The sequence below is a fragment of the Streptomyces sp. NPDC002577 genome (assembly GCF_053594815.1).
Genome location: NZ_JBSFWK010000027.1, coordinates 1 through 18,285, shown reverse-complemented (window position 1 = coordinate 18,285; position 18,285 = coordinate 1). Strand labels below are relative to the sequence as shown.

The 18,285-nt window shown below is 71.0% G+C and carries 15 protein-coding genes and 1 pseudogene; 11 read left to right on the top strand and 5 right to left on the bottom strand.

Translation table 11 applies throughout. From position 1 onward, the window contains the following. Positions 1-41 precede the first annotated feature (41 nt). The 3 genes from ACWD4J_RS27875 to ACWD4J_RS27865 all read left to right on the top strand — a co-directional run bounded on the left by ACWD4J_RS27875 (position 42) and on the right by ACWD4J_RS27865 (position 5,955). Entirely contained in the window at positions 42-1,055 is a 1,014-nt protein-coding gene (locus tag ACWD4J_RS27875; RefSeq protein ID WP_451398180.1) for a methionine synthase, read from the top strand. 113 nt (positions 1,056-1,168) lie between these two features. Further along, positions 1,169-3,361 carry an NAD-dependent DNA ligase LigA gene (ligA, locus tag ACWD4J_RS27870; protein ID WP_451398179.1) on the top strand — a complete coding sequence of 731 codons (2,193 nt, stop codon included), beginning with the start codon at positions 1,169-1,171 and terminating at the stop codon, positions 3,359-3,361. A 311-nt stretch (positions 3,362-3,672) separates the two neighbouring features. Beyond that, positions 3,673-5,955 carry a putative bifunctional diguanylate cyclase/phosphodiesterase gene (locus ACWD4J_RS27865; protein ID WP_451398178.1) on the top strand — a complete coding sequence of 761 codons (2,283 nt, stop codon included), beginning with the start codon at positions 3,673-3,675 and terminating at the stop codon, positions 5,953-5,955. A 126-nt stretch (positions 5,956-6,081) separates the two neighbouring features. On the opposite strand, the pseudogene ACWD4J_RS27860 reads toward ACWD4J_RS27865, so the two are convergent. Next, positions 6,082-6,493, bottom strand: a pseudogene (locus tag ACWD4J_RS27860) (TetR/AcrR family transcriptional regulator). A gap of 87 nt (positions 6,494-6,580) precedes the next feature. Here ACWD4J_RS27860 and ACWD4J_RS27855 point away from each other — a divergent pair. The 7 genes from ACWD4J_RS27855 (at position 6,581) to ACWD4J_RS27825 (ending at position 11,746) form a co-directional block, all read left to right on the top strand. Beyond that, on the top strand, positions 6,581-6,949 hold the full coding sequence (locus ACWD4J_RS27855) for a DUF4267 domain-containing protein (protein ID WP_451398177.1): 369 nt from the start codon (positions 6,581-6,583) through the stop codon (positions 6,947-6,949). 32 nt (positions 6,950-6,981) lie between these two features. Further along, on the top strand, positions 6,982-7,473 hold the full coding sequence (locus ACWD4J_RS27850) for a cupin domain-containing protein (protein WP_451398176.1): 492 nt from the start codon (positions 6,982-6,984) through the stop codon (positions 7,471-7,473). Positions 7,474-7,581: 108 nt separating this feature from the next. Continuing rightward, complete coding sequence (gene gatC / locus ACWD4J_RS27845; protein ID WP_356633907.1) at positions 7,582-7,878, top strand: Asp-tRNA(Asn)/Glu-tRNA(Gln) amidotransferase subunit GatC; 297 nt, start codon at positions 7,582-7,584, stop codon at positions 7,876-7,878. A gap of 7 nt (positions 7,879-7,885) precedes the next feature. After that, on the top strand, positions 7,886-9,385 hold the full coding sequence (gene gatA, locus ACWD4J_RS27840) for an Asp-tRNA(Asn)/Glu-tRNA(Gln) amidotransferase subunit GatA (protein WP_451398175.1): 1,500 nt from the start codon (positions 7,886-7,888) through the stop codon (positions 9,383-9,385). Beyond that, positions 9,382-9,621 (top strand): hypothetical protein, encoded by a 240-nt coding sequence (locus ACWD4J_RS27835; RefSeq protein WP_451398174.1) that lies wholly within the window; start codon positions 9,382-9,384, stop codon positions 9,619-9,621. Before gatA ends, ACWD4J_RS27835 begins: the two co-directional genes overlap by 4 nt. 15 nt (positions 9,622-9,636) lie before the next feature. Then, positions 9,637-11,154, top strand: a complete 1,518-nt coding sequence (gene gatB / locus ACWD4J_RS27830; protein WP_451398173.1) for an Asp-tRNA(Asn)/Glu-tRNA(Gln) amidotransferase subunit GatB — start codon at positions 9,637-9,639, stop codon at positions 11,152-11,154. A gap of 160 nt (positions 11,155-11,314) precedes the next feature. After that, entirely contained in the window at positions 11,315-11,746 is a 432-nt protein-coding gene (locus ACWD4J_RS27825) for a hypothetical protein (RefSeq protein ID WP_451398172.1), read from the top strand. A 43-nt stretch (positions 11,747-11,789) separates the two neighbouring features. Here the strand turns inward: ACWD4J_RS27825 and ACWD4J_RS27820 are convergent, their stop codons facing one another. From ACWD4J_RS27820 to ACWD4J_RS27805, 4 genes are all read right to left on the bottom strand, one after another. Then, positions 11,790-12,695, bottom strand: a complete 906-nt coding sequence (locus tag ACWD4J_RS27820) for an SAM-dependent methyltransferase (RefSeq protein WP_451398171.1) — start codon at positions 12,693-12,695, stop codon at positions 11,790-11,792. A gap of 202 nt (positions 12,696-12,897) precedes the next feature. Next, complete coding sequence (locus ACWD4J_RS27815) at positions 12,898-13,845, bottom strand: SGNH/GDSL hydrolase family protein (RefSeq protein ID WP_451398170.1); 948 nt, start codon at positions 13,843-13,845, stop codon at positions 12,898-12,900. Positions 13,846-14,160: 315 nt separating this feature from the next. Then, positions 14,161-16,380 carry an MMPL family transporter gene (locus ACWD4J_RS27810; protein ID WP_451398169.1) on the bottom strand — a complete coding sequence of 740 codons (2,220 nt, stop codon included), beginning with the start codon at positions 16,378-16,380 and terminating at the stop codon, positions 14,161-14,163. Between the two features lie 256 nt (positions 16,381-16,636). Then, positions 16,637-17,311 carry a DUF4232 domain-containing protein gene (locus ACWD4J_RS27805; RefSeq protein ID WP_451398168.1) on the bottom strand — a complete coding sequence of 225 codons (675 nt, stop codon included), beginning with the start codon at positions 17,309-17,311 and terminating at the stop codon, positions 16,637-16,639. 188 nt (positions 17,312-17,499) lie between these two features. Between ACWD4J_RS27805 and ACWD4J_RS27800 the strand changes: the two genes are divergently transcribed. Then, entirely contained in the window at positions 17,500-18,075 is a 576-nt protein-coding gene (locus ACWD4J_RS27800) for a hypothetical protein (protein WP_451398167.1), read from the top strand. The last annotated feature ends 210 nt before the right edge of the window (positions 18,076-18,285 follow it).

Below are 18,285 nucleotides of genomic sequence, written 5' to 3'. Positions count from 1 at the left end.
GGGCCGCTGACCGCCCCGGAGCGATTTCGTACGCTTCCCCGGTGAGCGAAAACAGCAAGTTCAGCCCCGGTCCCGCGACCGGCATCGGATCCATGCCGGGCGGCGACGCGCGCGAGGCCGCCAAGACGGTCGTCGGGACCTTCGGCGCCGGCGAGGGCATGCCGTACCTGCCGGAGCTGCCTGGCCGCGGGCCCGGCGCGGACATGATCGGGCGGACCGCCGGGATGCTCGTCGAGCTGTACGCGCGCGTGGAGCCCAGCGGCTGGCGGATGGGGGACCGGCCGGGGCGGGACACCAGGCGTGCCAGGTCCTGGCTGGTCGAGGACCTGGACGCGCTGGAGGAGTTCACACAGGGGTACGAAGGGCCGCTGAAGGTGCAGGCCGTCGGCCCGTGGACGCTCGCGGCCGCCCTGGAGCTGAGGAACGGCGAGGCCTCGCTGTCCGACCTCGGGGCCTGCCGGGACCTGGCCGAGTCCCTGACCGAAGGGCTGCGGGTGCACCTCGCCGACGTACGGCGGAGGGTGCCCGGCGCCGAGCTCGTGCTCCAGCTCGACGAGCCCTCGCTCATCGCCGTCCTGCGCGGCCAGGTGAAGACAGCCAGCGGCTACCGCACGCACCGGGCCGTCGACCGGCAGCTCGTGGAGAGCACGCTGCGGGAAGTGATCGGGGTGCACGACGGACCCGTCGTCGTGCACTCCTGCGCGCCCGACGTGCCCTTCGCGCTGCTGCGCCGCGCCGGGGCGGCCGGGATCTCCCTCGACTTCTCGCTGCTCACCGAGCGTGACGACGACTCGATCGGGGAAGCGATCGAAGGCGGCACCAGGCTCCTCGCCGGGGTCGTGCCGGGCACCGACGGCCCATTGTCAGACCCTGCCGGTAGCGTCATGGGTGTCAGGAAGCTGTGGCGCAGGCTGGGGCTGAATCCGGGGCTGCTGGGGGAGGCGGTCGCGATCACCCCTGCGTGCGGACTCGCGGGGGCGTCCCCGGAGTACGCGCGCAAAGCCCTTGGCCACTGCGTCCGGGCGGCGAGATCCCTCGCGGACAACCCTGAGTGACGGCGCGTACGAGCACGTGAGGGCACGGGCGAGTGACAGCACCAGAGACAGACACAAGCGCGTGGCAGCACGAGCAAGTGACGGGCCGTACAAGAAATCGGGAGGAAAAGACGGTGGCCGGCGAACAGCAAGCACAGCCCGCATCGGCGCCCGCAGAGGCGCGCGAGAAGCACGCGCAGCTCGCTGAGCAGATCGAGGAGCACCGCTTCCGGTACTACGTGAAGGACCAGCCGGTCATCAGCGACGCGGAGTTCGACAAGCTGCTGCGCTCGCTGGAGGCCCTCGAGGACGAGTACCCGGAGCTGCGCACCCCCGACTCGCCGACCCAGAAGGTCGCGAGGGCGTATGCGACGGAGTTCACGGCGGTCCAGCACCGCGAGCGGATGCTCTCCCTCGACAACGCCTTCGACGATGAGGAGCTCGCCGCCTGGGCGGAGCGCGTCGCCAAGGAGGTCGGCACCTCGGCCTACCACTTCCTGTGCGAGCTCAAGGTCGACGGCCTCGCGGTCAACCTCACGTACGAGCACGGGCGGCTCACGCGCGCGGCGACCCGCGGCGACGGACGCACAGGCGAGGACATCACCCCCAACGTGCGGACGATCGCGGAGATCCCGGACCGGCTCAAGGGCGACCGCATCCCGGCGCTGGTGGAGATCCGGGGCGAGGTCTACTTCCCCATGGAGAAGTTCGAGGAGCTCAACACCCGCCTGGTGGAGGCCGACGAGAAGCCCTTCGCCAACCCGCGCAACGCCGCCGCCGGTTCGCTGCGCCAGAAGGACCCACGCATCACGGCGACCCGCCCGCTGCACATGGTCGTGCACGGCATCGGCGCCCGCGAGGGCTTCGACATCGACCGCCTGTCCCAGGCGTACGACCTGCTGCGCGAATGGGGCCTGCCCACGGCCCGGCACAACAAGGTGGTGGACGGCCTCGACGGCGTCCGGGAGTTCATCGCGTACTACGGCGAGAACCGCCACTCCGTGGAGCACGAGATCGACGGCGTCGTCGTCAAGCTCGACGAGATCCCGCTGCAGGGGCGCCTCGGCTCCACCTCGCGCGCCCCGCGCTGGGCGATCGCCTGGAAGTATCCGCCGGAGGAGGTCAACACCAAACTGGTGGACATCCGGGTTGGCGTAGGCCGTACGGGACGTGTGACGCCGTACGCCGTGGTGGAGCCGGTCGTGGTCGCCGGGTCCGAGGTCGAGTTCGCGACGCTGCACAACCAGGACGTGGTCAAGGCCAAGGGCGTGCTCATCGGTGACACGGTGGTGCTGCGCAAGGCCGGTGACGTCATCCCGGAGATCCTCGGCCCGGTCGTCGACCTGCGCGACGGCACGGAGAGCGAGTTCCAGATGCCCGCCGAGTGCCCGGAGTGCGGTTGGGAGCTGCGGCCCATGAAGGAGGGCGACGTCGACCTGCGCTGCCCCAACGGCCGGTCCTGCCCCGCCCAGTTGCGCGAACGGTTGTTCTATCTGGCCGGCCGCAAGTGCCTGGACATCGAGAACTTCGGCTATGTCGCAGCGGCGGCGCTCACCAGGCCGCTGGAGCCGTCCGAGCCGCCCCTGCGGGACGAGGGCGACCTGTTCGACCTGAAGGTGGAGCAACTGCTGCCCATCAAGTCGTACGTCCTGGACCAGGACACGGGCCTGCCCAAGCGCGACCCCAAGACCGGCGAGGAGAAGGTCGTCACGTTCTTCGCCAACCAGAAGGGCGAGCCCAAGAAGAACACGCTGGCCATGCTGGAGAACATCGCGGCCGCCAAGGAGCGTCCGCTCGCCCGCATCATCACGGGGCTGTCCATCCGGCATGTGGGACCGGTCGCCGCCGAGGCCCTGGCCCGTGAGTTCCGGTCGATCGACCGGATCGAACAGGCGTCAGAGGAGGAGTTGGCCGCCGTCGAGGGCGTGGGGCCGACCATCGCGGCTTCGCTCAAACAGTGGTTCGAAGAGGACTGGCATCGCGAGATCCTGCGCAAGTGGCGTGCGGCCGGGGTCCGGATGGAGGAGGAGGGTGCGGGCGAGGAACAGGGCCCGCGCCCGCTGGAAGGCCTCACGGTCGTCGTGACGGGAACTCTGCAGAACTACACGCGGGATGGCGCAAAAGAAGCCCTCCAGAGCCGTGGCGCAAAGGTGACCGGTTCGGTGTCGAAGAAAACCTCATTCGTCATTGTGGGTGACAACCCCGGTTCGAAATATGACAAGGCGATGCAGGTCAAGGTTCCTGTTCTGAACGAGGAAGGCTTCGACGTGCTGCTGGAGCAGGGGCCGGACGCGGCTGCGGAAGTTGCGCTTCCGGTCGAGGAGTAGCGGTTCAAGGCCACCCGTTCAGCCCATATCAGTTGCATACGGGTGGCCTGGTCGCATTCGGGCAACCGTCGGCGACCGGTGCCCGTACAAGCCTTCTGCGGCCTACTGTTGAGATGTGCGCCTGCCGTGCCCAACTGCGGTCGGCGCATCCCCCGCTCTCCTGCGAGCTCGGGGAAGCGTTTTCGGACGCGGTTTTCGTTCGTCGGCAGCCTCCCGGGCTTCCTCCTCCAGCGACCGCTGGAGGCCACCCGGGGAGGCCGCAGACGTCGGGCCGCGTGGCGTGGGCACCGCCGGCTGTGAGAGGGACGGGAATGGAACCGACCGATAGCGCCGCCCCGGTCTCACGGCTGCGTGCGCGCCTGCGAGTACGGCGTGGCCCGGGATCCGGCCGGACCGGCGTCCACTGGTCCGTCCGCCGGCCCCCGCGAGGCCCCGACACCGGCGGCCCGGGCGGGAAACCCGTGGAGGGCGGGCGCAGCCCGGGGCACGTCACGGTCGGGCACGGCCCCGGCCAGGGCGGCTCCGCGCGGACGCAGAACCGGCTCACTGTCCCGACGCTGCTGCCCGGCGCCGTCGTCGCGGTGGCCTCGCTGGCGCTGGCAGCCGGCTTCTACCGGGCTTTCACCGGCAGCCACGGGCTCTTCCCGACCGGCGCCGCGGGCTGGTCCCTTGCCGTCCTCACCGGCCTCGTCGTCGGCCATCTGGTGGCGTTCGGGCGGGGCCGCTGGTGGAACGGCGCGGGCTCCGGCGCGGCCCTGACCCTCGCGGTACTGCTGCTGTACGGGTGGCTGCCCGCCGGCATGGTCAGCCTCGCCGTCGTCGTCCTCGTCGGCATCGCGCGCAGAAACCGCTGGTGGCAGGGCGCGCTGCACGGCGCCGTCGACATCATCGGCATCGGCGCGGGCGCCCTCGTCATGGCGGTGTTCGGTACCGTGCCCACGGCCGAGAACCCCTGGCCGCCGGAGGCATGGAACCTCTACACCGTGCCGGAAGTGGCCCTGGTGGCGGCCGCATACCTGTCCGTCACCCGCGTCCTCCTCTGGTACGTGCACGCGCCCCCCACCGCGGGACTGCCGACCGCCACCCGCACCGCCCTGGTCCGGCAGGGTCTGCTCGCCGGCGCACTGCTCGGCATCGCGCCCCTGATCTGCGTCGTCGCGAGGGCCATGCCCATCCTGCTGCCCCTGTTCGCCGTTCCGCTCATCGCGCTCGACTCCACGCTGTGGATCGCCCGCGCCCGGGCCGAGGAGCAGCTGCGCGACCCGCTCACCGGCCTGCCCAACCGGCAGTGGCTGCTGGAGCGCACCTGGGCGGCGCTGGACGACGCCGAGCGCATCGGAGCCCGGTCCGCACTCCTGCTGATCGACCTCGACCGGTTCCGGTCGGTGAACGACACCCTCGGTCATCTCGCGGGTGACCGGTTGCTCCTCCAGATAGCCGACCGGCTGCAGACGGCCCTGCCGCGCGGCGCCGAGGCCGCGCGGCTCGGCGGCGACGAGTTCGCCGTACTGCTGCCGGTCGCCGACTCCACGACGTCGGCCACGCGCGTCGCCCGGGCGCTCGTCGCCGCACTCGGCTCCCCGCTCGACCTCGACGGGCTCACGCTGGTGCTGGAGGCCAGCGCGGGGCTCGCGGTCTTCCCGGACCACGCGCTGGATGCGGAGGGGCTGCTGCGGCGGGCGGACGTCGCGATGTACCAGGCGAAGCGGGACCGCACCGGCGTCGAGGTGTACGAGTCCAAGCGCGATTCGAACACGCCGGACCGGCTGGGCCTGCTCGGCGACCTGCGGCGGGCGCTGGACGCCTCCGAGGTCGAGCTGCACTACCAGCCGAAGGTCCGCTTCGACGGCCAGGTCGCCGGGCTCGAGGCGCTCGTACGGTGGGTGCATCCGGAGCGCGGCAGGGTGCCGCCGGACGAGTTCATCGCGATCGCCGAGTCGTCCGGGCTCATGCCGCACCTCACGGAGTACGTGCTGGAGACGGCGCTCGCCCAGGTGGCGCGGTGGCGCGCGCAGGGGCTGCGCGTGCCCGTCGCCGTCAACGTGTCCCCGCGCGACGTCCATACGCCCGGCTTCGCGGGTGCCGTCGCCGCACGGCTGGCGCGGCACGGCGTCCCCCCGGGAGCCCTGCAGCTGGAGATCACGGAGCACGTCCTCCTCGAGGACCCGCAGCGGGCGGCCGACACACTGGCCGGTCTGACCGGGCACGGCGTGAAGATGTCGCTGGACGACTTCGGCACCGGGTACTCCTCGCTGGTGCATCTGCGGCGGCTGCCGGTGAGCGAGCTCAAGATCGACCGGTCCTTCGTCGCCCGGCTCGCCGTGGACGCCGAGGACGCGGAGATCGTCCGCTGCACCGTCGATCTCGCGCACTCCCTCGGGCTGCTCGTGGTCGCCGAGGGCGTCGAGGACGACGAGACCTGGGAGCGGCTGCGGGATCTCGGGTGCGATGCCGTTCAGGGATGGCTCGTCGCCGCGGCGATGCCGGCCGACGAGACGACGGCCTGGCTGCGGGCGCGGGGCACCAGAGGCTGGCAGCGGCCCAGGGCCGCCCTTCCCGCGGCCGCGGCGGACGATCCGGGCCGCCTCGGCTGATGCGGGTCGCGTGGGCTGATGCGGGCCGCGTGGGCAGATCCGCCGGATCGGCCGGCGTCGTGCCGGCGAAACGGCTCGTAAGCGGCTCGTGGCGGACTCCTCGCAGCGGGTGCTGCGAGGGCTGCCTCAGTCGGCCGCCACCCCTTCGGTCCCCGCCCTTTCGGCCCCCGCCGAGAAGTGCCCCATCAGCAGGGCGAGACGGCGATCATGGGCCTCCTCGGGAAGGCGTCCGCTGCGCATCAGCGTGACCAGGCCGTGCAGGCCGGCCCAGTAGGTCTCCGCGAGCAGGCCCGGATCGTCGCCTTCGGCCGCGATCGGCTCGACGGCCTGGAACAGTTCGACGGAACGCCTCATGCAGGGCAGCGTCCTTGCCCTTGAAGTGGCTGTAGAGGACGGGCTGGCTGTACTCGATCTGGAAGGCCGGCCGCCGCGTGGTGACCGCGTCCCAGCCCTCGGTCTCCGCGAGTTCCCGCGCGGTCGTGACGATCAGCCGCTCCCGCTCTGCTCGTTCGCGCTCCCGGCGAGTCTGGATCGACATGGCCGAGTTTCTAGCATCGCTAGAATTCATGTCGCCGCTCTGATAGCTTCGCTCATGTCCCTAGCGTTGCTAGCAAGGAGATGTGACGTGACCGTCGCCGCGTACACCCTGGCCGTCGTGCTCGACCTGCTCGTCCTGTTCATCGGGGCCCGCTTCCTGCTCCAGCCCCGCCCCGCCGCCACCGGCTACGGCGTCCCGGCCAAGCCGGACGGAGACGCCGCCTACCTCGCGATCAAGGGCCTCAGGGACGCCACCTTCGGCATCCTCGGCCTGGCACTGCTCGCGTTCACCGGCGCCCGTGCCGGGGCATGGTTCATGCTCGTCGTGGCTCTCGTGCCGCTCGGTGACACGCTGATAGTGCTGCGCCACGGCGGCACGAAGGCCGTGGCCTTCGGGATCCACTTCGCCACGGCCGCCGTTGTCCTGATCAGTGCCGGACTGCTCTTCGCCGTCTGATCACGTCCGTACCGTCACCAGGGGGTTCAGAAATGTCGCTGTTCGTACCGAAGTTCGACGAGTCCGTGATCGTCCGTGAGGCCGAGGCCGAGGTGGTCGGCCGCGCTCCCACCACCATGCGCCTGCTGGCCGACAGCAGCCGGACCGGCGGTGCCCTGTCGACCCAGCGCGTCACCCTCACCGACGGCGCCGACGGTGCGCGCCCGCACTGGCACGACAACTCCGCCGAGATGTTCTTCCTGCTCGACGGCGCCGCCGAGATCCTGTCCGGCGACGACATCGTCACCGCCGGCCGCGGCGACCTCGTCATCGTGCCGCCGGGCAGGCCGCACGCCTTCGCCGCCGTACCCGGGACCGACGCCGACATCCTGATCGTCATCACCCCCGGCGTCGAACGGTTCGAGTACTTCCGCCATCTCCAGCGCATCGCCCTGGGTGAGGCCACCCCGGAGAGCCTGCTGGAGGTGCAGGAGCTGTACGACAACCACTTCCTGAAGAGCGAGCCCTGGGACGGGCGCCGCTGACGCGCCGGGCCTCGCGTGCGGGGTCCCGGGAAACCGTTTCACGGGCACCGGGCCCCGCCCCATAGGATTGAGCCCAAACCACACACACTCACCCCAGAGGATCGCTGCATGCCTGGCATCACGCGCGAGGAGGTCGCCCACCTCGCCCGGCTGGCGCGTCTGGAGCTGAAGGACGAAGAGCTCGAACACTTCGCCGGCCAGCTCGACGACATCATCGGCGCGGTCGCCCGCGTCTCCGAGGTCGCCGACCAAGACGTACCGCCGACCTCCCACCCGCTGCCGCTGACGAACGTCATGCGCGCGGACGAGGTCCGTCCTTCGCTCACCCCGGAGCAGGCGCTCTCCGGTGCCCCTGCCCAGGAGCAGCAGCGTTTCAAGGTGCCGCAGATCCTGGGGGAGGACTAGGACCACCATGACGGACAGCACCATCATCAAGCTGACCGCGGCCGAGACGGCCGCGAAGATCGCCTCCGGCGAGCTCACGGCCGTCCAGGTCACCGAGGCCCACCTCGCCCGGATCGACGCCGTCGACGAGAAGGTCCACGCCTTCCTGCATGTCGACCGCGAGGGCGCCCTCGCGCAGGCCCGCGCCGTCGACGAGAAGCGGGAGCGGGGCGAGAAGCTCGGACCGCTCGCCGGCGTGCCGCTGGCGCTGAAGGACATCTTCACCACCGTGGGCATTCCGACCACGGTCGGCTCGAAGATCCTCGAGGGCTGGATCCCGCCGTACGACGCCACGCTCACCAAGAAGCTCAAGGCCGCCGACGTCGTCATCCTCGGCAAGACCAACATGGACGAGTTCGCCATGGGGTCCTCGACCGAGAACAGCGCGTTCGGTCCGACGGGCAACCCGTGGGACGTCACCAAGATCCCCGGCGGCTCGGGCGGCGGTTCCGCCGCCGCGCTGGCCTCCTTCCAGGCGCCGCTCGCCATCGGCACCGACACCGGCGGCTCCATCCGCCAGCCGGCCGCCGTCACCGGCACGGTCGGCGTCAAACCGACCTACGGCGGCGTGTCCCGCTACGGCATGGTGGCGTTCTCCAGCTCCCTGGACCAGGGCGGCCCCTGCGCCCGTACGGTCCTGGACGCGGCCCTCCTGCACGAGGTGATCGCCGGACACGACCCGCTCGACTCGACGTCCATCGACGCCCCGGTCCCGCCGGTCGTCGAGGCCGCCCGCAACGGCTCCGTCGAGGGCATGCGCGTCGGCGTCGTGAAGCAGTTCGCCGGCGAGGGCTACCAGGCCGGTGTCGTCGAGCGCTTCAACGAGTCCGTGTCGCTGCTCAAGGAGCTGGGCGCGGAGATCGTCGAGCTGGACTGCCCGTCCTTCGACCTGGCGCTGTCGGCGTACTACCTGATCGCGCCGTCCGAGTGTTCGAGCAACCTCGCCCGGTTCGACGGTCTGCGCTACGGCCTGCGCACCGGCGACGACGGCACCCGCTCCGCCGAGGACGTCACCTCGCTCACCCGCGAGTCGGGCTTCGGCGACGAGGTCAAGCGCCGCATCATGCTCGGCACGTACGCGCTCAGCTCCGGCTACTACGACGCGTACTACGGCTCCGCCCAGAAGGTGCGGACGCTGATCAGCCGCGACTTCGAGAAGGCCTTCGAAAAGGTCGACGTCGTCGTCTCGCCGACGACGCCGACCACCGCCTTCGCGATCGGCGAGCGTGCCGACGACCCGCTGGCGATGTACCTGGCGGACCTGTGCACCATCCCGGTCAACCTCGCCGGCAACGCGGCCATGTCGCTGCCCTGCGGCCTCGCGCCGGAGGACGGCCTGCCGGTCGGCCTGCAGATCATCGCCCCGGCGATGAAGGACGACCGCCTGTACAAGGTCGGTGCCGCGGTCGAGGCGGCCTTCGTGGAACGCTGGGGCCACCCGCTGCTCGAGGAGGCTCCGTCGCTGTGAGTGCACTGTCGAAGGCCAAGGGCTTCAAGAAGTCCAAGTCCGGCACGTACCTGTCCATCGCCACCACCGCGTTCGGCGCGGTCGGCATCGCGAAGCAGGCCAAGAAGGCCCGCATCGAGCACGACACGCTGCGGCTGCTCGACGCGGCCATTTCCGCCGCCGCCATCGTCACCGGCCTGGCGATCCTCTACCGGGAGCTGAAGCGCCTGGGCGACGACGACGTCCTGCTGGGCTGAGAGGGAAGTTTCACCGTGACTGCCACGACCACGACCGACCTGGTCCCGTACGAGGACGCACTCGCGTCGTACGACCCGGTCATGGGCCTCGAGGTCCATGTCGAACTCGGCACCAAGACGAAGATGTTCTGCGGCTGCTCGACGTCGCTGGGCGCCGACCCCAACACGCAGACCTGCCCGGTCTGCCTGGGCCTGCCCGGCTCGCTGCCCGTCGTCAACGCGACCGGCGTCGAGTCCGCGATCAAGATCGGCCTCGCGCTGAACTGCGAGATCGCCGAATGGTGCCGCTTCGCCCGGAAGAACTATTTCTATCCGGACATGCCGAAGAACTTCCAGACCTCGCAGTACGACGAGCCGATCGCCTTCAACGGCTATCTGGACGTCCAGCTCGAGGACGGCGAGGTCTTCCGCGTGGAGATCGAGCGCGCCCACATGGAGGAGGACACCGGCAAGTCCACGCACATCGGCGGCGCGACGGGCCGTATCCACGGCGCCTCGCACTCCCTCCTCGACTACAACCGCGCGGGCATCCCGCTCATCGAGATCGTCACCAAGCCGATCGTCGGCGCGGGCGAGCGCGCTCCCGAGGTCGCCAAGGCGTACGTCGCCGAGCTGCGCGAGCTCATCAAGGCGCTCGGTGTCTCCGAGGCCCGTATGGAGATGGGCCAGATGCGCTGCGACGTCAACTTGTCGCTGATGCCCAAGGGCGCTGAGAAGTTCGGCACCCGCAGCGAGACGAAGAACGTCAACTCGCTGCGCTCCGTCGAGCGCTCGGTCCGCTTCGAGATCGAGCGGCACGCGGGCGTCCTCAACAGCGGTGGCACGATCGTGCAGGAGACCCGCCACTTCCACGAGGACACGGGTTCGACGACGTCGGGCCGCGTGAAGGAGGAGGCCGAGGACTACCGGTACTTCCCGGAGCCCGACCTGGTGCCGGTCGCCCCGTCCCGCGAGTGGGTCGAGGAGCTGCGCACCGGGCTGCCGGAGCTGCCGCTGGCCCGCCGCAACCGGCTGCGTGAGGACTGGGGCGTCACCGCCCACGACATGCAGTCGATGCTCAACGCCGGTGCCATCGACCCGATCGTCGCCACGATCGAGGCCGGGGCCGACTCCGCCTCCGCGCGCAAGTGGTGGATGGGCGAACTGGCCCGCCGCGCCAACGAGGACGGTGTCGAGCTGAGCGCGCTGCCCATCACCCCTGAGCAGGTGGCCCGCGTGGCCGGCCTGGTCAAGGAGGGCTCCCTCAACGACAAGCTGGCCCGCCAGGTCATCGAGGGTGTGCTCGCGGGCGAGGGCACTCCGGACGAGGTCGTCGAGAAGCGCGGCCTGAAGGTCGTCTCGGACGACTCCGCGCTGGGCACGGCCGTCGACGAGGCCATCGCCGGCAACCCGGCCATCGCGGACAAGATCCGCGGCGGCAAGGTGGCCGCGGCCGGCGCCCTGGTGGGCGCCGTCATGAAGGCCACGCGCGGTCAGGCCGACGCGGCGCGCGTCAAGGAGCTGATCCTGGAGAAGCTCGGCGTCGAGGGCTGACCTGCCCCTCTCGCGCTCCCGCAAAGGGATCGTTTCGCACGGCATGAAGGGGCGGTGCACCGACCGGTGCGCCGCCCCTTCGCTGTACGGCCTGGGTTTTCCTTTCCGTGTACGGCCCCCCGGATTACCGGATTCCACTCACCGGGTACGCTGCCGGGCCATGGCGGAACTCGACGGGAACACAGCCCAACTGGCCCGCACGGACGACACGACGGACGACCGGCCGGAACCCGAGGAGCAACTCGACGCCGGCCTCGACGTAGAACCCGGTGTCGGGCCGAACGCATCCAAAGACGAAGACGAAGACGAGAACGAGAACCTGGAGACCGTCGCCGAGCAGCGGGCCCGGGAGGCACGGCGCGCCCGTCGGGCGTCGACGGCGTCCGGCGCGGTACTGGCGCTGGCCGGATCCGGCGCCTCCGCGATGCGGTTCGGCACCGGAGCGTCGGCGGCCGCGGCTCTCGCGTACGCGGTCGGTGCGGTCATCTGCGCCGCCGTGGCCGTACTGGGCTGGCGCGGGCGCACGAAGCGGGCGCTCGTCGGGCTGATCGCCGGGGTGCTACTGATGGCGATCGGCGATCAGCTCGACTGAGCAGCCGCCCGCACCGGGCCGGCCGGGGGCCCTGGCTCGAAGGTCAAGCCACGCGACGGCCCACCAGCCGTGCGAAGCCGAAGGTCCGGCCCGCGTCCGCGCGAAGGATCTTCGACCAGCGGCGGGCCTGGGTCACCGTGAACTCGTCGTCGCTCTCCTCGGCGCACACCTCGCACCACAGCAGCCAGTCGCGCCAGCCGTCGGGCTGCAGGTCCGCTGCTTCCACGTTCACGCCTCCGCTGCGCGCCCAGTGCCGCCGCCACCACTGCGGTGAGTGGAGGGTCCACAGATCCGGAGACCAGACAGGCCTCAGATGCTCCGGCGGCTCGTCGCCGTCCGGCCCCTCAGGCCACCCGGGCCCGTCCGGCTCCTCGAGGAACACCGGTACGACGACGCCGATCCGCCCGCCCGGCCTGAGCAGCCGGGTGAGTGTGGGCAGGTACATGTTGTCGGTGCCGAAGTAGTGGTACGCGTCGATGGACACGATCGCGTCGAAGCAGCCCTCGGCGAAAGGCAGATCGTGCGCCTCGACGTGCAGCGGAAGGACACGGTCCGCGCAGCCGGCCTGCACGATGCGCTGCCAGTTGTCGTCGGGCTTGATCCACAGGTCGGCGGCGGTGACCTGGACGTCGTACTCCCTGGTGAGGAACACGGACGTCAACGCCCGGCCGCAGCCGAGATCGAGGACTCGCGAGCCGGGGGCCGGCGCGTCCAGGCCGAGGGCGGGCGCCAGCCACTCCAGCAGCCAGAGCGGGTGCGGGCCCATCTGGTTCTCGATGATCCAGCGGACGTCGTACCGGTTGCTGCGCGGGTAGCGGGCCTGGGTCAGGCGCCGGGTGAGTTCGTCGGCCGGAGCGCCGGCCGGACCGTCAGGCGACGGGTCACGCGAGATGTCGTGCGAAATTCCTTGTGAGGGCCCCTGAGGGGTCCCCTGAGTGATGTCGTGCATCGGTGAAAGGGCTCCTTGAGTCCTGGAAGCGATAGGGGATGGCTTCGGAGCTCGGTCGGACCCTCATGCAATGCACCTTCTCGGGGCTGACGCTGGGCCTCGGCGGAAAGCCGCCGGGACGGATTGAGCGCGGACGCTAGCACGCGCGAAACGGCGCGCGACACCGAATATCCCGCGCCCCGCTCGCGTCCACGCCAGCGGCTCAGCCATGAGCGTGGAGGGCGCGCAGGACGGCGTCGGCCATGCCGCGCTCGCCGCGCTCGTTGGGATGGACGGACGCCGCGGGGTTGAGGGGGATCAGGGGCTCGACCCAGCGGGTGTCCTCGGCCGCGCAGGCGTCGCGGCCCACGGAGGGGGTGTACGTGTCGACGTATCCGGCGCCGGCGGCCTCCGCCCGTCGGCGCAGCATGGCGTTGAGCTGCTGTTCCTCGTCGTGCAGGAAGGTCACATCGCCCGGTGCGAGTCCCATGTCGCGGCCGCAGCCGGTCTCTTCGGACTCCTTGGACGGCAGGATCGCCGGATATCCCACCACGTACACGCGGGCCTTGGGCGCGCGGCGCCTGACGTCTTTCAGCGCTTCGGAGAGCCGCTCGCCGGCTGTGGTGATCCTCTGCCGCACCTCGTCGGTCCCTTCGGACACGTACCGCCTGCTGCAGGGGGCGTCGTCGGGTACGTACTTGCCGCTGCCCAACACGTGATAGATCGCCCCCGCGGTGACGCACTGCCTGACCAGCGAGGCGAAGCCGATGTCGTTGCCGCCGATCCCGATGGTCACCAGCCGGGTGCCGGCCGACAGCGCCGACAGCTGCGCCGGGTTGACCCCGTCGCCGGTGGACTGTGCTGCGGTGAGGTCGGAGATGGTGGCCCCACTGCAGCTCACATCGCGGAATTCGGCCGCCGCCAGGCCCAGCTCCTTGGCCACCAGCGCCGGGTAGTTGTGGTCGGAGCGCTCGCAACCGGCGGGTTTTCCGGTCTGGTCGGGGATCTTCGGGCCGGCGGTGTAGGAGTCGCCGAGGGCGACGTAGGGGCCCTTCGGGGGCGCTGCCTCGTCGGCGAGGCCGCCGCCGTCGTGCCCGCCGAAGGCGAGCGCGGCGATCAGCGTGCCGCATGCGAGCGCCCCGACCACCCCGGCTTGTACGGAGGTCTTCATCGGTGTGTCCTGCCTTCCGTCTCCGGCGGTAACGCGTTGACGTGCACCGGAGGAGGTTCTGTCGGTGGCTTGGCCGGGGGATGGGCGGCTGGGCGGCCGAGCGAGCGGGGTGAAGGGGTGAGGGGTGTCCGCGGGCCCGGCGGCGGACCGGGGGGAAGTGATCCGCCCGCCGGGCCCGGGACCGCGCCGGGCCCCCGTCCCCACGGGGTGCCGGCGCGTCGGGGCCGCCGCCGCTACGGCGGCCCCGGCCGGTCAGCGGCCGGCCGCCTGGGGGTGGGAGGCGGCCGCCCGCCGGGCGATGGGTCCCGCCGTGTGTCAGCGGACGGGTACGGGCTCGGTGTCGGCCCGGTCGGCCGGGGCGGGGGCCGAGGGGGCGGGAGCTATGCGGCTGAGTGCCTCGCCCTCGACGTCGACGTCGGGCAGGAGCCGGTCCAGCCAGCGGGGGAGGTACCAGGCCTTCTCGCCGAGAAGGGCGAGGACGGCGGGAACGATGGCCATGCGGACGACGAAGGCGTCGAAGAGGACGGCGATGGCCAGGCCGAACCCGATCATCTTGATCATGGATTCCTGGGCGCCGACGAAGCCGGAGAAGACGGCCATCATGATCAGCGCGGCGGCGACGACGACGCGGGCGCTGTAGCGGAAGCCGGTGACGACGGCCTGGGCGGGCAGGTCACCGTGGACGTGGGCCTCCCGCATCCGTGAGACGAGGAACACCTCGTAGTCCATGGCGAGGCCGAAGACGATGCCGACCAGGAAGATCGGCATGAGGCTCATGATGGGGCCGGTCTGCTCGACGCCGAGGAGGTCGGCGCCGTGCCCCTGCTGGAAGACGGTGACGACGGAGCCGAGGGCGGCCAGGACGGAGAGCAGGAAGCCGACGGCTGCCTTGAGGGGCACGAGGAGGGAGCGGAAGACCAGCAGGAGGAGGACGACGGCCAGGCCGACGACGACGGCGAGGTAGGGGATGAGGGCGTCCTGGACCTTCTGGGCGACGTCGATGTTCAGGGCGGTGGTGCCGGTGACCTCGAAGCTCGCCCCCGCGTGCGTCTCGATGGCGGGCCGGTCGTCGCGGATGGCGTGGACGAGATTCTTGGTCTTCTCGTCGGTCGGCGCGGTGCTGGGCACGGCGGTGAAGACGGCGGTGTCGCCGTCGGGGTTGAAGCGGGCCGGCGAGACGGAGACGACGCCGTGGGTGGCCGCGATCTCCTTGGCGATGGTGGACACGGCCGTCTTCGGGTGCTCGGCGTTCCGGGCGTCGACGACGATGGTCAGGGGTCCGTTGAAACCGGGGCCGAAGCCGTCGGCGAGGGCGTCGTAGGCGCGGCGTTCGGTGGTGGAGGTGGGTTTGGCCTCGTCGCCGGGCATGCCGAGCTGGAGGTTCATGACGGGGGTGGCGATGGCCCCCAGGCCCACGACGCCGAGCAGCAGTACGGGGAGGGGGTGGCGTACCACGAGCCTCGCCCAGCGGCTGCCGCCGTTGTGCGCGTCGGCCGGCTGGATCCGGCCGCGCTTGCGGGCGGAGCGGGAGAGGACGGCGTTGGGCCAGAAGCCGAGGATGGCCGGCACCAGGGTGAGGGAGATGAGGACGGCGGCGATGACGGCGCCGGCGGCGGCCAGGCCCATCTTCGTGAGCATCGGGATGCCGACGACGGAGAGTCCGGCGAGGGCGATGACGACGGTGAGTCCGGCGAAGACGACCGCGGAACCGGCGGTTCCCGCGGCCAGCCCGGCGGCTTCCTGGGGCGTGTGGCCCTTGGCGCGTTCCTCGCGGTAGCGGGAGACGACGAACAACGCGTAGTCGATGCCGCAGGCCAGCCCGAGCATGGTGGCCAGAGTTCCGGTGGTCTCGGACAGACCGAAGGTGCTGCCCAGGGCGAGGATCGCGGCCATGCTGATGCCGACGCCGAGGATGGCGGTCAGCAGCGGCAGGCCGGCGGCGGCCAGTGAGCCGAAGGTGATCAGCAGGACGACGGCGGCGATGGCGATGCCGATGACCTCGGCGGGCCCGCCGGCCGCGGGCTGGGTGGCCAGAGCGTTCCCGCCGACCTCGACGGTCAGGCCGGCGTCGCGGGCCTGGTCGATGGCGTGCTGAAGATGGTTCTTGGCGGCGCCGGTGAGGTCGTCGGCCTTGGCCTTGAAGGTGACCGTCGCGTATGCGGTGGTGGCGTCCTTGCTGACGGCCTTGGCCTGGAAGGGGTTCACCGCGGCGGCGACCTGGGAGCCGTCGGCCGCCTCGTCGACGAGGTGCTTGATCGCCGCCTTGTTGCCGGCCGCGGTGACCTTCTCGCCGGTCGGGGCGACGAAGACGATCCGGGCGACCGCCGCGTCGGCGGTGGAGCCGGGGAAGCGCTGCTCGAGCAGGTCGAACGCCTTCTGCGACTCGATGCCCGGCATGGAGAAGCCGTCGTCGGGTGCGGTGGGAGCCTTGGCGGCGGCGAGGCCGACGGCGGCCAGCACGGCCACCCACAGCAGGGTGACGCACCAACGCCACCGGAAGGCCAGACGGCCCAGTCGATACAGGAAAGCAGCCACGGCAGGAGGCCTCCACATCCGGTTTCGGGAACCTCCACAGGCTCTCCGGCCGGGGCCCGTCGGGTCGTCGTGCGCCTGCCGACAATCCCGGCTACTGAGAACGCAGTACGCCGGGGCGTGCACGTAATGGCGATACAGGTGTTCCCGCCGGTTCGCGGCCCGCGGCCCGCAGTAGGGCGCCGGCGCTGGTCGCGCCGGCGCTCACGGGCCGGTGGTGCAGAAAGGGTGCAGAAGGGATGAGGCGGGCCGGGGCCGCTTACCAGTTGAGGGCGTCGTCGGCGGACTCCTGCCAGTACGTCACCTCGGCCGTGCCCTCCTCGACGTAGACCGAACCGCCCGGCGCGGCGACGGTCACCGCACTGCCGGTGGTGCCCGAGCCCTCGGCGGCGTGGAGGGTCAGGCCGATGCTGGAGGCGTCGTGGCCGCTGGCCTTGCCGGAGCCGGTGCCGGTGGAGAGGGTGACGCCGGCGTAGACGCTCTCCTTGGGCGGCACGGTCACCACGTACTTCGGCTTGGTCTCCTCGGCAGTGCCGATCGGGCCCTGATCGCTGAACGTCACGGAGGGGAAGCCGTAGATGTAGCAGGGCTCCGATGTGGTGTTCGTGGCCGTGATGAGCATGTGGTTGATCGGCCGCGACACGTTCTCGGCGGTGAACTTCAGGTTGTCCGTGGTGCAGTCGGAGGGGGCGGAGCCCTGGCCGTCCTTGGCTGTGGGCGTCTGAGAGGCCGGGGTTCCGTTGCCGGTTCCCTTGCTGGTGTCCGCGGCCGCGGAGGCGTCGGCGGGAGCCGCGGTGACGCTCGACGTCGCCGTCGCCGCGGAGGCCGAAGCCTGGCTGCTCGCGTCGGAGGCCCCATCGTCCTTGCAGGCGGTCAGGCCCATCGCCATAAGGGCTGTGAGGGCGACGGCAGCGGCGGTGTGCGGAGTGCGCATGAGAATTTCTCCCCGTTGATCAGTGTTGTCCTCACCCTCACGGGTGAACTTCACAGCCTTGCCACAGCGAGATCCGGATCCGGCCACAGGTCTAGACCTATGACCGGCGTCGAAGGCGACGGCCTCGAAGCCGCGGGGTGAAAGGATCATTAAGGGAGTTCTCAGACTCTCTCCGTACGGTGCGGGGCATGGGAACCAAGACAGCTGAGGCAGCCGGAAGCAAGGCCGGGGAAGAGGTCGACACGGTCGAGGAGGAGACCGCGGGGACCAAGGCGGAGGAGAGCTCCGCGGACGCCGCCGAGGCCGCCCCGGAGACGGGCGCGGACGCGGACGCCGCACCGGCCGGTGCAGAGGCGGCCGCCAAGGCGTCCACCGGTGTCGGCCAGGGTGCCGCCGCCGTCGTCTCCGCCGCGCTCGGCCTGGTCTCGCTCACCGGCAGCTGGGTGGGCACCGTGGCCCAGGCGCGCGACTCGCTGTACGGCCAGCTGGAGGTGGCGTCGGGCTCCAGCGTCGCCACGCAGATCAAGCAGATCTACGCGGACTCCTGGAACGTCAACGCGCTGGTGGCCGGTATCTTCGCGCTCGTCGCGCTGATCGTCGGTGTCGTGGTGCTGGTCCGGCCCGCGTTCGGCGCCCCGGACCGGGTCCAGGCGCCCTGGATCAAGTCCGTCGCGTGGGCCGGAGTCTCGCTCGGCGTCATCGGCCTGCTGCTGGCCGTCGCCAAGTACACGGACGTCCTCCTCGCCATGCCGACCACCTCATAGGTCCGGCCCACCTGATCGGTCCGTAGGCCTGGCCATGTGGACCGGCCTGATCAGCCGCGTTTCTCCTGAGGGGCCTCGGGCCCGTCGTCCAGCTGCATAAGCAGCCTTACGACGGGCCTAGGGCGCGTATCGAGTCGTGATCAATGGGTGGTCCGGGTGAGGTCTTTGAGCCAGATCATCGAGGCGCGCAGGTGGAGTCCGGCGAGATAG

What these genes read in the sequence shown, in the direction of transcription:
- ACWD4J_RS27815 (WP_451398170.1), bottom strand. Translation starts at nt 13,845, where the DNA reads ATGAAGACCTCCGTACAAGCCGGGGTGGTCGGGGCGCTCGCATGCGGC.
- ACWD4J_RS27800 (WP_451398167.1), top strand. Translation starts at nt 17,500, where the DNA reads ATGGGAACCAAGACAGCTGAGGCAGCCGGAAGCAAGGCCGGGGAAGAG.
- ACWD4J_RS27820 (WP_451398171.1), bottom strand. Translation starts at nt 12,695, where the DNA reads ATGCACGACATCACTCAGGGGACCCCTCAGGGGCCCTCACAAGGAATT.
- gatA (WP_451398175.1), top strand. Translation starts at nt 7,886, where the DNA reads ATGACGGACAGCACCATCATCAAGCTGACCGCGGCCGAGACGGCCGCG.
- ACWD4J_RS27825 (WP_451398172.1), top strand. Translation starts at nt 11,315, where the DNA reads ATGGCGGAACTCGACGGGAACACAGCCCAACTGGCCCGCACGGACGAC.
- ACWD4J_RS27850 (WP_451398176.1), top strand. Translation starts at nt 6,982, where the DNA reads ATGTCGCTGTTCGTACCGAAGTTCGACGAGTCCGTGATCGTCCGTGAG.
- gatC (WP_356633907.1), top strand. Translation starts at nt 7,582, where the DNA reads ATGCCTGGCATCACGCGCGAGGAGGTCGCCCACCTCGCCCGGCTGGCG.
- ACWD4J_RS27805 (WP_451398168.1), bottom strand. Translation starts at nt 17,311, where the DNA reads ATGCGCACTCCGCACACCGCCGCTGCCGTCGCCCTCACAGCCCTTATG.
- ACWD4J_RS27865 (WP_451398178.1), top strand. Translation starts at nt 3,673, where the DNA reads ATGGAACCGACCGATAGCGCCGCCCCGGTCTCACGGCTGCGTGCGCGC.